Origin of the sequence: Halomonas sp. BL6 (assembly GCF_006228115.1) — a bacterium.
GTDB classification, from domain to species: domain Bacteria; phylum Pseudomonadota; class Gammaproteobacteria; order Pseudomonadales; family Halomonadaceae; genus Vreelandella; species Vreelandella piezotolerans.
Genome location: NZ_VDGL01000005.1, coordinates 34,750 through 48,577, shown reverse-complemented (window position 1 = coordinate 48,577; position 13,828 = coordinate 34,750). Strand labels below are relative to the sequence as shown.

Sequence of the window (13,828 nt, the reverse complement as noted above, 5' to 3'; positions counted from 1 at the left end):
GTCCCATGCCCAATTCCCTAGCTGACCATTATCACCAAGGGCTGCGCGACCAGGATATTCTCACCCAACTGCGCGCCCACTACCCCGATGGCCCCACCCTGCATCAGCTCGCCCCGCTGGATCAGCTGCATGTTGGTGGTATCGCGGCGTCTGCCCGGCTATTGGGCCTTCTCGATCATAGCGCCTCACAGGTGTTGGATATGGGTGCCGGGCTGGGAGGGTTAATGCGCCAAGGTGCCGCGCTGGGCTTACATATCACTGGACTGGATATTACCCACCGCTTCAGCGCCCTTAACGACGCTATCAGCCAATTAGCCGCCAAACCGTCCGCTCCCCTTTCATCAGCAGGCACGCTGCGCTGTGTGACGGGCGATGCCCGCGCGCTGCCGTTTAGGGATGCCTGCTTCGATGCGGTGCTGTTTCAACACAGTCTGATGAACATGCCTGCCCCCCACCGCGTGCTGGCCGAGTGTCGCCGCGTGCTGCGCCCCGGCGGGCAGCTGGTGATGCATGAGGTGGTCAGCGGCCCTCACTGCGAGGCACTGCGTTTTCCGGTGCCCTGGGCAGAAGAGCCGACACACTCGCATTTGCTGACGTTGGCGGCATTGACACAGCGACTGCAAACGGCGGGCTTCGATATTCGACACTGCGAAGACTGGAGCGACACGGCACTTGAATGGCGCCAGTGCCAGCGGCAAAAAGAGCAGGCAGCGCATGCCGCTGTGCTTTCGCCGCAGTGGGTGTTCGGTGAGAGGTTTGTGCAGATGGGAAAAAATTTGCTAGAAAATTTGGCCAACGGCGCAATTAACGTGGTGGAAATCAGCGCCCGTTGCTAGGCTGTTAGGGATAACGTCAACGAGAAAGGACAAGAGGAACGCCAATGAACCGCTTGGCAAGCACCCTGCTCTTGAGTCTGTTCGGCATGCTCCTACCCCTAGAAGCCACCTTGGCCGATGATGACGCTCCTGCTCTCTCCTATGCAGCCCCCAATAGCGAATGGATGCGCCTCGATAACGGCGTGGTGTTGGAAGGCAGCGATCTCAGCAGCTTGGACAGCTACACCTCTGGTTTTCGGCTCACCGCTGGCTTCAGCCCCTGGCAGCTTCCCCAGCTAGACATTGGCGCTGAAATCGCCTACCGCGAAAGCGATGAAGTCCCTCTCGCCTCCAGTGCCAATCCGGTCATCATGGATACGTTAAGCCTGGGTGGCGCCATCGTCGCCGGCATTCGTATGGGTGCTTTCAGCATTTACGCCAAATCGGGCCTCACCGAGTGGCGCGGCGACACCGACCAGCCCATCGAGGAAGAGGGCGGCACTGCCCTACTGCAAGGGTTTGGTGCCACCATGACCGTTAACCGTCTTATCAGCCGTTTGGAGTACGAGCGTATCGATGCCCCCTCGCTCAGCCACCTCAATATGCTTAGCGCATCGCTGCATCTACCGTTTTAAACGACATTACCCTGCCTAGGCATTTCTCGCCGGAGCCCCTGACTGCTCGCGGTTCTGAGCGGGGGCCGTCCACACCGGCACTTCCTCCTGTTGCGGCGGCTGCCACTCCTGATGCATCGCTGAGTTCAGCGCCTCTTCCAGCTTCATGAAGAGTTCGCCATAGCGCGGGCTGAAGCTGATGCCTTCGTCGATCTCTTTCCAGGCTTCGAACAGTTCGTCGGCATGGGCATCTTCGTTTTGCACGAATGCCCAGGTCATCTGTTTGGCGCGCATGGGGTGAACACCCATGGCAGTAAGCGCATGACCGCCGAGCTCCAGCGCCGAGTGGTAGGTTTCGCTGATCACGTCGTCGGCTCCGGCCTCGCGTAGCTGGTAGCCGTGGCCCCGGTCGAAGGCGCGGGCCAGCACCCATACATTGGGGTAGAACTGTTTGACGTGCTTGACGATACCCACTGCACGCTCACGGTCGTCGATGGCAACCACCAGCAAGCGCGCGTGCTCGATACCGGCGGTTTCCAGCAGATCCGAGCGGCTTGCATCGCCAAAATAGCTCTTGATACGGATATTGCGCAGGTTCTCGATCTGCTCGATTTCATGATCCAGCGCCACGATGGGAATGTTATTGGCCCGCAGCAGACGGCAGATGATCTGCCCAAAGCGCCCCACGCCCGCCACGATGACCGGCGCCTGCTCTTCGATGGTGTCGGCCTCCCGGGGGTCATTTTTGGCGGTTTGATAGCGCGGCAGCACCAAGCGGTCATAGGCGATAAACAGCAGCGGCGTTAAGAACATCGACAGCGCCACCACCAGCGAGAGCACCTGAGAGAGCGCTACCGGAATCACGCTGTTCTGCACGCTGTAGGTCAGCAGCACGAAGCCGAATTCCCCCGCCTGAGCAAGACTCAACGTGAACAGCCAGCCGTTGCTGCCGCGTACTTTGAACAGCAGCGCCAGCGCCAGCAGTATGGCCGCTTTCACGACGATGACCGCTAACCCAAGCCCCAGCACCGTGATCCACTCCGCCGCCAGCACGTCAAAGTTAATCCCTGCGCCCACGGTAATGAAGAAAAGCCCCAGCAGCAGCCCTTTGAACGGCTCGATGTTGGCTTCAATTTCGTGCTTGAACTCGCTATTGGCCAGAACGATACCGGCCAGAAACGCCCCCAAAGCAGGCGATAGGTTTACCAGGCTCATTAAGGCAGCAATACCAATCACCAGCATCAACGCCGAGGCGGTAAACACTTCCCGCAGTCCGGACCCAATCACGTAGCGAAACAGCAGCGGCCCCAAGTAGTAACCGCCGACAATCACACCGCCAATGGCGGCGACGACTACGAGAGCATGCGCCCAGGCGGGCAAATGCGCCACTAGGCTTAGTCCCGCATGTCCGTGGTCGTCGCCGGGGGCGCCCATCAATTCGGGCAGCGCCAGCAAGGGGATGAGCGCCAGCATGGGAATGACGGCAATGTCCTGGAACAGCAGCACCGAAAAGGCGCTGCGGCCGCCCTCGGTTTTGGAAAGGCCCTTCTCACTCAGGGTTTGCAGCACGATGGCGGTGGAGGAAAGCGCAAAAATCAGCCCCACGGCTAACGCGGTTTGCCAAACGAGCCCAAGCCACCAGGCAATCGCAGCGCCTGCCGCTGCGGTCAGCACCACCTGCAAACCGCCCAGGCCTAGAAGGCGCACCCGCATGGCCCATAAGCCTTTTGGATCTAGCTCCATACCGACTAAAAACAGCATCATGACCACGCCGAATTCGGCAAAGTGCTGAATGGTAGTGGTCTCCTGGCCGACCAGCCCGAGCACCGGGCCAATCACCACCCCAGCCACCAAATAGCCCAACACCGAGCCGAGCCCGAACCGCTTGGCCAGCGGCACGGCAATCACCGCCGCCACTAAATAGATGAATGCTTGAATAAAATAGCCGGTCATGACGATTCCTTAACGTTGCTGCGACTTGACTTCCCTGAGCAATCAGTTAACGTACTAGTACGCTAGTACATGAGTAACCACTCGGTGTCATGATGTCCTTACACGATACGTTTCAAGCTGACTTGGTGCGCCACCTGCTTGCGATCGACACGCCCGACGCCATGGACGAAGCGCTAGCCAGCCTGCTAACGCCAGCAGAGTACCAAGAAATCAGCAAACGCCTACAGATTTTTAAGCTGCTGCGGGAAGGCGTGCCCCATCGCAAAATCGCTGAAACCCTGGGCGTGGGTATTGCGACCGTGTCACGCGGATCACGCGCGCTGACGATGTTAGCCTCTTCACGGAATGAACACCTATGAGCACCACCGATACGGGCGCTGCGGCAGGCCCACAGCCGTTCACACTGCCACGTAAGCCCCACTACGTCACGCTGGCGGCAGATTGCGACTTCTTCGCCCTGTTTCAGAAAATCGAGCGGCGCTTCGATACCTGCTACATGCTGGAGTCGCTGGGCGAAGATAGCCACATGGCGCGCCACTCGATCATTGGCTTCGACCCCGAGTACACGCTCTATGCCAATGACAACACACTGACCATCGAAAGCCGCAATGGCGATGCCAATCACTATCCCAGCGACAACCCCTACGAACTACTGCGCAGCCTTATTCCGCAAAACATCATTTCTCGTAAATACGCGGGAGGGTTGAGCGGCTACCTGGGCTACGACGCCATGCAGTACTTCGAGCCGTCGCTGACGCTAAAAGCCAGCGACGACTTCGATACGTTCCGCTTTGGGCTGTACAAAGACGGCCTGATTCTTGACAAGATGACCGGGGAAGTCACTTACTTCTACTACGACAACAGCCGGTACGCGTTTCTGCAGACGCTGATCGACGCCGACGACGAGCCAGCAGGCCCGCTGCGCATTACCGCGCTGGGCGACACCATGAGTAAGGCCGAGCACGCCAAGGCCGTGGCCAAGGTGAAGCAGGACATCATCGACGGCAAGGTTTTCCAGTGCGAAGTGGGCTTCAAGAAACGCTTTCGGATTCAGGGCGATACGCTAGCACTGTATGACCAGTTACGCACCATCAACCCCTCACCGCAGATGTATTACGTGAAGTTTGGCGAGCAGAAACTGATTGGCGCGAGCCCCGAACTGCTGTTCCGCCTGCGCCAGGGCGAGATGGAGACGTTCCCGCTGGCGGGCACCACCCTGCGCGGCCAAACGCCCCAGGAGGATACCCAGCTTGCCCGCGCGCTGCTCAACGACCCCAAAGAGATCGCCGAGCACAATATGATCGTGGACCTGCACCGCAACGATATTGGCCGAGTGGCGCAGTTTGGTACGGTCAAAGTGCGCAGCCTGATGGATATCAAGCGCTTCAGCCACGTACAACACATTTCGAGCGAGATCGTCGGCATCATTGCCGAGAGCGAAGATATGTTTACCGCGCTGGCCAGCAACTTCCCGGCAGGCACGCTCACCGGTGCGCCCAAAATCGAGGCGATGAAAATCATCGACGACCTGGAAACCGACGGGCGCGGCCCCTACGGCGGCGCGGTGGGCCAGTTCTCCTTCAACGGCGACTGCACCTTTGCGATCCCCATTCGCACGGTGTTCGTCAACGGCGAGCACGCCTACGTGCAAACCTGCGGCGGCAACGTGTATGACAGCAACGCCGACGATGAATACGAGGAGATTCGTCGCAAATTTGCCGGCACCCGCAAGGCCCTGGCCCCCTTTATGGACGATATGGAAACGGAGAGCCCCGCATGAAGGTGCTGATCATCGATAACTACGACTCCTTCACCTATAACCTGTACCAGTTCATTGGGGAGATTCTGACGACTGAAAAGAATCGCGGCGAGCTGCCTCACTTCGAGATCGTGGTGAAGCGCAACAATCAGGTCGATTTCAAGGCGATTGAAGCCATGGCACCGAACCGCATCATTATCTCGCCTGGCCCCGGCTCACCGGATGACCCTCGCTATTTTGGCGTATGCGCCGAAGTCATCGAAAAGCTGGGCAAAACGACGCCACTACTGGGCGTCTGTTTGGGCATGCAGGGCATCGTTCATGTGTTTGGCGGCAAAGTAATCAAAGCACCGCTGCCGATGCACGGCAAAATCAGCCCCATCAACCACGACAACCGCTCGGTGTTCAACGGCGTGCCTGACCAGCTCGAGGTGATGCGTTACCACTCGCTGATTGCCGATGCGGCAACGCTGCCGGAGTGCCTGGAAGTCACTGCCACGGTGGGTGAGCTGACCGCCGCGCAGTTTGCCGAGCGAAGCCATTGGCAGTCGGCGGGTGAATTTGAGCTGATGGGCGTGAAGCACCGCGACTACCCCATTCACGGCATTCAGTTTCACCCAGAGTCGTTTGCCACCGAAGGCGGCAAAGAGTTAATTGCCAACTTTCTATTTTCTGACCACTACTGACGAATTCCGCCTTGTATCTGCAGGTGCCTGCCCTTTAGCGGCCTTTGCCCTCATCGCCCAGCGTGAAGGAGGGCGGGTCGCTGGCGGGAAAGGTGTCATCGGCGGCGGCGTCCAGGTCGCTCTCCGACCACACCGTTTCCGTGTTATCCGCCGTATATGCCTTGAAATCCTTCAATAAGCACCACTGCCCCTGGCTTTTGGCTAACGACTCTGGTTTCACCCAAAAGTGGCGTCCGTAGGGTGTACGTATCTCGGCATTTTGGCGCTCACTAATGTTGACCACCTGCCCAACTAACAAGCCGTGGTGATCGACTATTTTTGCGTCTTTCAAAGTATCGTCTGCCATCCTAGCGTCCTCTTCGTATTCCTGATCCGGGCACTCTTCAACGTAGTGGCTCTATGCAAACGCCCGCAAGCCGCGCGGACAACTTTAGCTTTTAGCAAGCCAACGCGGGGCGATTAACGCTTTCCCCGTGCGCGGGGTGGCTTGCCACCGGCAGGCTTACCGCTTGGGCGACCACCCTTCACTGAGCCCTTACCCACCCCCTTCGCCACCGGATTACCGCCGGGCCTACCCTTACCTTTCGCAGCTGGTTTGCCAGCGGGTTTTCCTTTGGCACTCGGTTTACCGGGCACGGCCCCTTTGGCCTTGGCGTCTTTACGTGTTTTGTTACCCGCCTTGGCACCGGAGGAAGCGCGCTTGGACACCGGCTTTTTCTCCTTCGTGCTACTCCTACCGCCGCTGTAGTTGGGCCTGGCTGGCTTTTTCTTCTCGGACGCTTTCTTCTCCGGCGCGACGGCTGAGGTTTCGGTGAGGGCGAGGATCGTCTCGATCTCTTTAGGCGTCAAATCACGCCAATCCCCCAGCGCCAGCCCTTTCAGCGACACGTTCATGATGCGGGTGCGTACCAACTGCGTCACCTCATAGCCAAAGTATTCGCACATTCGGCGAATTTGTCGGTTGAGGCCCTGCACTAGCGTGATATTGAAAACGAACGTGGACTCTTTGACCACTCGACACTTTTTGGTCATCTGCCCCAGAATCGGTACGCCGCCCTGCATACCCGTAATGAACTCATCGGTGATCGGCTTATTCACCGTTACCACGTACTCTTTTTCGTGGTTGTTGTTAGCGCGCAGGATCTTATTGACCAAGTCGCCGTTGTTGGTGAGAAAAATCAGCCCTTGAGAATCTTTATCCAAGCGGCCGATCGGAAAAATGCGTGTGCCGTGCTTCACGAAATCAACGATGTTGTCCTTTTCTGCCGACTCCGTGGTGCTCACGATACCCACCGGTTTGTTCAAGGCGATGAGAACGAGGTCCTCTTCCTCTTGCGGCTCGATCTCCTGGCCATTGACCTTTACCCGGTCTCCTGGGACCACTTGATCACCGGTGGTGGCGCGGCGTCCGTTGATCCACACATTGCCCTGCTCGACAAAGCGGTCGGCTTCGCGGCGGGAGCAGAGGCCACTTTCGCTGATGTATTTATTGATACGGGTCGATATTCGTAACGACATAAAACGCCATGTAGCTTAAATAAACGTTAAAAAGAGGAGCCGGGCTGCTGGAGAAATTCGATCTCTTCTGGGGTAGAGGGTCTACCCAACAGTGCATTGCGATGCGGGTAGCGCCCAAAGCGGTCAATGATAGCCTTGTGACGTTTTTCGAAATCCAGGTTGTTTTCAAGCCCCGCCTGATCGAACAACTGCAGAGCCACCGTGTGAATCGCCGCCGACTCGCTGTGCATATAGGGCATATAGAGAAAACTGCGCTCCACCGCCGAGAGTGTCTGGTCTGCCCCATTGGCCACTGCTTCCTGGGCAAGCCCAAGCGCAAGCGCGTCGTTGGCAAAGGCTCGCGCCTCGTTGCGGTAAATGTTGCGTGAGAACTGATCCAGCACGATGATCTCCGCTAGCCGACCCTGAGCCGTGCGACGCCACTCGAAACACTCGCATGCAGCCGCCCGCGCCAGCACGTCGCTGAATCGTTCGGCTATCTGGCGATCCATGTTGTCGTCTTTTTTAAACCACTGTGCGGGCGTCAGTTCTTGAAACCAGAAGGCCAATACAGCCTGAGCGTCTACAGTCATGTCCCTGTCTCCAACGCTGAACGTAAAGAAAAGCGCCGCCACCTTGCGGTAGCGGCGCAGGTAGGCAGCTATTAGCTTAGCCCGTGTTACGCAGGCCAGCCGCAATGCCAGCCATGGTGACCATCAGTGCGCGGGAGAGATCTGGGCTAATCGCCCCATCAGCATCGCGGTTACGCTGCAAAAGCTCCGCTTGGAGGCCGTGCAGCGGGTCGATGTAGGGGTTGCGTACATCGATCGCTTGACGGATCAGCGGCGTGTTCTCCAACAGTTTTTCCTGCTGCAGGATATCCAGCACGACATCTTCCAGACGTTCGAAGCGTTCGCGGAGTTTCTTGCCCAGCGCTTTCAGCGAGGGCTCGTCCACCAAGCGGTGCTCGTAGTAAGCGGCAATGGCGACATCAGCCTTGGCCAGCAGCATTTCCAACATGTCGAGATAAGTGCCGAAGAACGGCCATTGGGTGCGCATTTCTTGCAACACTTCGCGGCCGCCGGGCTGCTCCACGCGTCGGGAAAAAGCCTCACCGCTGCCCAACCAAGCGGGTAACATTAGACGGATCTGTGTCCAGGCGAAAATCCATGGGATGGCACGCAGCGTTTCCACCCCGCCGTCCTGGCGACGCTTGGTAGGTCGCGAACCAAGCGGCAGCCTGCCCAGCGCCCCCTCCGGCGTCACCGCACGGAAATAGGGCACGAAATCAGGATCTTCGCGAACCACGCCAACGTAAGCAGCATGAGCAACACTGGCCAGCTGATCCATCTCTTCGCGCCAGTGCGGCTCGGGTGCCGGAGGTGGCAGCAGAGTGGCTTCCAGCACTGCACAGGCATAAATTTCCATGGAGCGCAGGGCGATATCCGGCTGGCCGAACTTAAAGCGAATCATCTCGCCCTGCTCGGTCACGCGCAGGCTGCCGTTCACGGAGCCCGGCGGCTGGGAGAGAATCGCCGCATGGGCCGGGCCGCCCCCGCGGCCCACGGTGCCGCCGCGGCCGTGGAACAGCGTCAGATCAACACCGTGCTTGTCGCACACGTTGACCAGCGCTTCCTGGGCACGGTATTGCGCCCAGGCAGCGGCCAATTGCCCCGCATCTTTGGCGGAGTCCGAGTAGCCGATCATCACCTCTTGACGGTCTTTAGCCAACGCGCGATAGCCCGGCAATGCCAGTAGTTTGTCGATCACATCGCCCGCGTGGTCCAGGTCGTTCAAGGTTTCGAACAGCGGTGCAATGGGCAACGAAACTTGCCCCCCCACTTCCTTCATCAGCAGCGCCACGGTGAGCACATCGGATGGTTCGGCGGCCATCGAGATAATGTAGGTGCCGAGCGCTTCTGCATGCTCCTGGGCGATCACCTTGAAGGTGTCAATGACCTCACGGGACTCCGCCGAACACTCCCAGCGACGCGGGATCAGCGGACGACGGGAGTCAAGCTCCGCTAGTAAAAACTCCTGGCGCTGGGTTTCGCTCCACTCCTGATAATGACCTAGCCCCAGGGAACTGGTGAGTTCTTCCATTACTTGGGCGTGGCGGCTGGCTTCCTGACGAAGGTCAAGCTTGGTCAGCGTTACACCGAACACGGCCACGCGGCGCAATGTATCCAACAGCGCGCCGTTGGCGATGGTATCCAGCCCCACGTCGCAGAGCGAGCGATAGCAGGCCAGCAGCGGCGCATAAATCTGGTCGCGGGTCTCGATGATCGGCCCGCCGTCATAGTTACGGCCATCGAGCTGCGCTTTCGCCCAGTCGCGGGTGGCCTCCATTTTGGTGAGCAGCCGTTTCAAAAGCTCGCGGTAAGGCTCCGCCACGTCGCCCACTTCGGCTTTGAGGGCGCTGTTGGCTTTCCACATGGAGAGCTCGGTCTTGAGCTGTTCCAAATCACGCAAGTAGAGATCCGCCGCCATCCAGCGGCCTAGCAGCAGCACTTCCTGGGTCACTTTGGCGGTGACATTCGGATTGCCGTCACGGTCGCCGCCCATCCAGGAAGCGTAGCGGATCGGCGCGGCATCCAGCGGCAGGCGTTCGCCTGCGGTGTCCAGCAGCAGGTTATCCAGGTCGCGATGAAAATCCGGCACGGCCTGCCACAGTGAGTTCTCGATGACGGCAAAGCCCCACTTCGCTTCGTCTACCGGCGTGGGGCGTTCGTGGCGAATCTCGTCGGTATGCCACGCCTGGCTGATCAGCTCTTCCAAGCGGCCTTGGGCGCGGGCACCGCGCTCGGGGTAATCCTCGGAGCTTTCGATCGCAGTCAAGCACTCATCGATCGCATCGTATTTTTGGATCAGCGTACGACGGATGACCTCGGTGGGGTGCGCTGTCAGTACGAGCTCGACACGCATATTAGCCAGGGTTTCCACCAGCTTGCCGGGCGAGTTACCGGCCTGCTGAGCGCGCCCCAAGAGCTCCCCTAGCGCGGGCTGCGAACCGGGTTTGTAATCCTCCACCCGACGGAACCGTGCCCGGTAGTGCTGCTCGGCGATATTGGCCAAATTCAAGAACTGGTTGAATGCGCGGGTCACCGGGAGCAGGTCCCGCTCGGGTAGCTGACGCAAATACTCGATGAGCTGGCGCTGTTGAAGCGAGTCGCCCTGGCGACCGCGCTTGGCGTGGGCACGAATGGTTTCAATCTTATCGACAAACGACTGGCCTAAGTCATCGGCGATGGTACGCCCAAGACTGTCCCCCAGAATACGCACGTTATCGCGCAGTGATTCGTGTAGATCATGACTCATTGGCGTGGCCTCCTTGCGGGGTCGCGTTGATAGGTTGTGACATTAGCGTTGTTCTTGTGCTTTCGCGGCTTGCCAGTGACTTTCCATCTCATCCAGCGAGGCCTCGTTCAGAGGGCGCTCTGATTCAGCAAGCGCGCGCTCGACAAAACGAAAGCGACGTTCGAATTTTGCGTTGGTACGGCGCAAGCACTGTTCGGGATCGGTACCCAACGTGCGCGCCAAATTGGTGACGGCAAATAGCAGGTCGCCGACCTCTTCCTGGGCGTGCTGTCGATCCCCCGCCGCCAGCGCCTCTTCGACCTCCTCCAGTTCCTCGCGAATTTTGGCCAGTACTCCCTCGGCATTCGGCCAATCAAAGCCTACGCGGGCGGCCCGCTTCGAGAGCTTGGCGGCGCGGCTTAACGCAGGCAGCGTTCGGGGCACATCGTCCAGCACCGAAGGAGGTTGCGTAGCACGCTCGGCGCGTTCGTCGGCTTTGAGCGCTTCCCAGCGGCTATTCACCTGCTGGGTCTTTACTTCATCGGCACTCACGCCGGTCGGGCGGCGTGACGCCAGCGTGCCGTCTGGGAACACATGGGGATGACGGCGCAGCATCTTGGCGGTCAGCGTATCGACGATATCGTGAAAATCGAAGCGCTGCTCTTCTGCGCCAAATTGGGCGTAGTAGACCACTTGAAAAAGCAGGTCGCCGAGCTCGCCGGGCAGTTCGTCGAAGGCGCGACGCTCGATGGCGTCGGCCACTTCGTAAGCCTCTTCCAGCGTGTGGGGCACGATGCTGTCCCAATCCTGCTTGATGTCCCATGGACAGCCCTGCTCCCGATCGCGCAGCACGGCCATTAGGGTGAGCAAATCCTCCAGGGTATGACGCATCAGGCCCCTCCTTTACGGGCACTTTTCTCGGGATCGGCGTTACGCAAACGGCGCACTTCGGTGACATTGGGCAGTTGTTGGATACGTGAAAAGAGTCTGCCGAGCGACTCCAGCCCGTCCACTTCCAGGGTAATCCGCAGTCGGGCGATGCCCTCGTCGGTATCCGTGAGCGTGTTGACCGCTAGCACATTGACCTTTTCATTACCCAAGAGACCGGTCACATCGCGCAGCAGGCCGGAGCGGTCCCAGGCTTGAATCTCGATGGTCACCGGGTAGCGGGTGTGCGCCCGCTCGCCCCACTCCACCTCGATAATGCGCTGGGGCTCTTCCATGCGCAATTGGAGAATATTGGTGCAGTCCTGGCGGTGCACGGTGACGCCACGCCCCTGGGTAATGAAGCCAACGATCGGCTCGCCGGGCACCGGGCGGCAGCAGTTGGCCATGCTGGTTTTCAGGTTGCCCACGCCCAGCACGGTGATGTCGCTTTGGGTCGCCTTGCTGGGCTGGCGGCGGGGTTTGGCTAGCAGGCGATCGAGCTGCTCTTGGTCGTCGGTTTCACCAAACAGTTGCTGCGCCTGATGCAGCACTTGACCGATACGTAGGTCGCCCGCGCCCAACGCCGCGTACATGTCGTCGGCATTTTGGTAGTTGACAGCTTTGGCGAGCTTGGCCAGATCCAGCCCTTCCACATCCAGACGCCGCATTTCGCGCTCAAAGAGCGTGCGCCCTTCGTCCAAATTCTGGTCACGGGCCTGATGCTTGAACCACGCTTGAATCTTGGCACGCGCTCGCGACGTGCGTACATAGCCAAGACTGGGATTGAGCCAATCGCGGCTGGGGCCACCTTTGGTGGCGGTCAAAATCTCGATCTGCTGGCCCGTCTTGAGTTTGTAGGTCAGAGGCACGATACGCCCATTGACCTTGGCTCCCCGGCAAAGATGGCCAATCTCGGTGTGAACCCGATAAGCAAAGTCGATGGGTGTCGCGATACGCGGTAGGTCGATGACGTGCCCATCTGGCGTGAACACGTAAATGCGGTCGGGGGCAACATCGCTGGAGAGCCCTTCGCGCAGGTCGCCAAACCCTCCCACTTCGTCCTGCCACTCCAATACTTGGCGCAGCCAAGCGATCTTATCCTCGTAACTGCGACTTTTAGCGTTGGTGTCGTGGCCTTTATAGCGCCAGTGGGCACACACGCCCAGCTCGGCTTCATCGTGCATGGAGAAGGTGCGAATCTGTATTTCCAGCACCTTGTTATCCGGCCCCATGACGGCCGTATGCAGCGATTGATAGCCGTTTTTCTTGGGGTTGGCGATATAGTCGTCGAACTCGTTGGGCACATGGTGCCAGCGAGAGTGGACGATACCCAGTACGGTGTAGCAGTCGGTGACTTCAGGCACCAAAATACGCACGGCGCGTACGTCGTGTACCTGGGAAAAATCGATCCGCTTGCGCTTCATTTTGCGCCAAATGGAGTAGATATGCTTAGCTCGCCCGCTCACGTCGTAGCGGTGAATATGCTGAGCCTCCATCAAGCCTTTAAGGGTTTCCACCACGTCGTGAATGTATCGGTCGCGATCCAAGCGCTTTTCCGCCAAGAGTTTGGCGATGGCCTTGTAATCCTCTTCATGTAGATAACGGAACGACAGGTCTTCAAGCTCCCACTTGATCTGACCAATGCCCAGTCGGTGAGCCAGCGGCGCATAGATATCGGCCACTTCCCGCGCAACTTGCAGGCATTTCTCACGGGGCGCATCTTTGACTTGACGTAGCGCACAGGTACGCTCGGCAATTTTGATCAGCGCAACGCGTACGTCACCGACCATGTTCACCAGCATTTTGCGCAGGTTTTCCTGCTGGTTGTGCTGGCTCATGCCATGGTTAGGTGCCAATGGGTAGCTGATGGCGGCCATTTGCAGCACACCGTCGATCAGCTTGGCGACCTCCTCTCCAAAGCGCTTGCTGACACCTTCTAAACTCAACAACCCTTCCCGCACGGCGCGGTAGAGAACGGCGGCTTCCAGCGTGGCCTGATCGAGTTTGAGATCGGCGAGGATATCCGCCATCTCGAGGCCCATACGGAAGCTAGAGCCCGGCGATAGCCACACGCGATGCGTACGCGGTGCTTCTCGCTCCAACTGCTCGGCCAGCTCACAGGCTTCCAATAAGCGTTCGGGTTCGCGTAGGCGCACATCTTCTTGAAGGCGCGTTAACCATTGTTGTATGTCCACCTTTCCGCTTTCTGTCAGCGGTTGGTCTTCACGCACTTTCACCATGACGTTCACTCATCCTTTCTGGGTGACGGCCTCCACACCG

12 protein-coding genes are annotated in these 13,828 nt (G+C 58.9%); 5 read left to right on the top strand and 7 right to left on the bottom strand.

Annotation, left to right across the window (positions count from 1 at the left end):
* Positions 1-5: 5 nt before the first annotated feature.
* Positions 6-836: a class I SAM-dependent methyltransferase gene (locus FHJ80_RS11450; protein ID WP_139527303.1), complete on the top strand. Its 831-nt coding sequence runs from the start codon at positions 6-8 to the stop codon at positions 834-836.
* A gap of 44 nt (positions 837-880) precedes the next feature.
* On the top strand, positions 881-1,450 hold the full coding sequence (locus tag FHJ80_RS11445) for a hypothetical protein (protein ID WP_139527302.1): 570 nt from the start codon (positions 881-883) through the stop codon (positions 1,448-1,450).
* A gap of 15 nt (positions 1,451-1,465) precedes the next feature.
* On the opposite strand, the gene FHJ80_RS11440 is transcribed toward FHJ80_RS11445, so the two are convergent.
* Entirely contained in the window at positions 1,466-3,382 is a 1,917-nt protein-coding gene (locus FHJ80_RS11440; RefSeq protein WP_139527301.1) for a monovalent cation:proton antiporter-2 (CPA2) family protein, read from the bottom strand.
* Positions 3,383-3,474: 92 nt separating this feature from the next.
* Between FHJ80_RS11440 and FHJ80_RS11435 the strand changes: the two genes are divergently transcribed.
* From FHJ80_RS11435 to FHJ80_RS11425, 3 genes are read left to right on the top strand one after another with little or no spacing between them, the layout of a single operon-like run.
* Positions 3,475-3,741 (top strand): Trp family transcriptional regulator, encoded by a 267-nt coding sequence (locus FHJ80_RS11435; protein ID WP_139527300.1) that lies wholly within the window; start codon positions 3,475-3,477, stop codon positions 3,739-3,741.
* The gene (locus FHJ80_RS11430; RefSeq protein ID WP_139527299.1) at positions 3,738-5,162 is read left to right on the top strand and encodes an anthranilate synthase component I family protein; all 1,425 of its coding nucleotides are present in this window, start codon (positions 3,738-3,740) and stop codon (positions 5,160-5,162) included. The genes FHJ80_RS11435 and FHJ80_RS11430 overlap by 4 nt, the downstream gene beginning before the upstream one ends.
* Entirely contained in the window at positions 5,159-5,827 is a 669-nt protein-coding gene (locus FHJ80_RS11425) for an aminodeoxychorismate/anthranilate synthase component II (RefSeq protein WP_139527298.1), read from the top strand. The genes FHJ80_RS11430 and FHJ80_RS11425 overlap by 4 nt, the downstream gene beginning before the upstream one ends.
* A gap of 34 nt (positions 5,828-5,861) precedes the next feature.
* Here the strand turns inward: FHJ80_RS11425 and FHJ80_RS11420 are convergent, their stop codons facing one another.
* The 6 genes from FHJ80_RS11420 to relA form a co-directional block, all read right to left on the bottom strand.
* On the bottom strand, positions 5,862-6,173 hold the full coding sequence (locus FHJ80_RS11420) for a hypothetical protein (RefSeq protein WP_139527297.1): 312 nt from the start codon (positions 6,171-6,173) through the stop codon (positions 5,862-5,864).
* A 113-nt stretch (positions 6,174-6,286) separates the two neighbouring features.
* The gene (gene rluF / locus FHJ80_RS11415) at positions 6,287-7,345 is read right to left on the bottom strand and encodes a 23S rRNA pseudouridine(2604) synthase RluF (protein ID WP_139527296.1); all 1,059 of its coding nucleotides are present in this window, start codon (positions 7,343-7,345) and stop codon (positions 6,287-6,289) included.
* A 26-nt stretch (positions 7,346-7,371) separates the two neighbouring features.
* Positions 7,372-7,917 carry a DUF924 family protein gene (locus tag FHJ80_RS11410; RefSeq protein ID WP_139527295.1) on the bottom strand — a complete coding sequence of 182 codons (546 nt, stop codon included), beginning with the start codon at positions 7,915-7,917 and terminating at the stop codon, positions 7,372-7,374.
* Between the two features lie 76 nt (positions 7,918-7,993).
* The gene (gene ppc / locus FHJ80_RS11405; protein ID WP_139527294.1) at positions 7,994-10,642 is read right to left on the bottom strand and encodes a phosphoenolpyruvate carboxylase; all 2,649 of its coding nucleotides are present in this window, start codon (positions 10,640-10,642) and stop codon (positions 7,994-7,996) included.
* A 42-nt stretch (positions 10,643-10,684) separates the two neighbouring features.
* Positions 10,685-11,512, bottom strand: coding sequence for a nucleoside triphosphate pyrophosphohydrolase (mazG, locus tag FHJ80_RS11400; protein WP_139527293.1), 828 nt, complete (start codon positions 11,510-11,512; stop codon positions 10,685-10,687).
* A complete protein-coding gene (gene relA / locus FHJ80_RS11395) occupies positions 11,512-13,788 on the bottom strand; it encodes a GTP diphosphokinase (protein ID WP_139527292.1) in 2,277 nt (758 codons plus the stop codon). Before relA ends, mazG begins: the two co-directional genes overlap by 1 nt.
* Positions 13,789-13,828 lie beyond the last annotated feature (40 nt).

Coding starts and splice junctions, on each gene's coding strand:
- FHJ80_RS11450 (WP_139527303.1), top strand. CDS start 6: ATGCCCAATTCCCTAGCTGACCATTATCACCAAGGGCTGCGCGACCAG.
- FHJ80_RS11445 (WP_139527302.1), top strand. CDS start 881: ATGAACCGCTTGGCAAGCACCCTGCTCTTGAGTCTGTTCGGCATGCTC.
- FHJ80_RS11440 (WP_139527301.1), bottom strand. CDS start 3,382: ATGACCGGCTATTTTATTCAAGCATTCATCTATTTAGTGGCGGCGGTG.
- FHJ80_RS11435 (WP_139527300.1), top strand. CDS start 3,475: ATGTCCTTACACGATACGTTTCAAGCTGACTTGGTGCGCCACCTGCTT.
- FHJ80_RS11430 (WP_139527299.1), top strand. CDS start 3,738: ATGAGCACCACCGATACGGGCGCTGCGGCAGGCCCACAGCCGTTCACA.
- FHJ80_RS11425 (WP_139527298.1), top strand. CDS start 5,159: ATGAAGGTGCTGATCATCGATAACTACGACTCCTTCACCTATAACCTG.
- FHJ80_RS11420 (WP_139527297.1), bottom strand. CDS start 6,173: ATGGCAGACGATACTTTGAAAGACGCAAAAATAGTCGATCACCACGGC.
- rluF (WP_139527296.1), bottom strand. CDS start 7,345: ATGTCGTTACGAATATCGACCCGTATCAATAAATACATCAGCGAAAGT.
- FHJ80_RS11410 (WP_139527295.1), bottom strand. CDS start 7,917: ATGACTGTAGACGCTCAGGCTGTATTGGCCTTCTGGTTTCAAGAACTG.
- ppc (WP_139527294.1), bottom strand. CDS start 10,642: ATGAGTCATGATCTACACGAATCACTGCGCGATAACGTGCGTATTCTG.
- mazG (WP_139527293.1), bottom strand. CDS start 11,512: ATGCGTCATACCCTGGAGGATTTGCTCACCCTAATGGCCGTGCTGCGC.
- relA (WP_139527292.1), bottom strand. CDS start 13,788: ATGGTGAAAGTGCGTGAAGACCAACCGCTGACAGAAAGCGGAAAGGTG.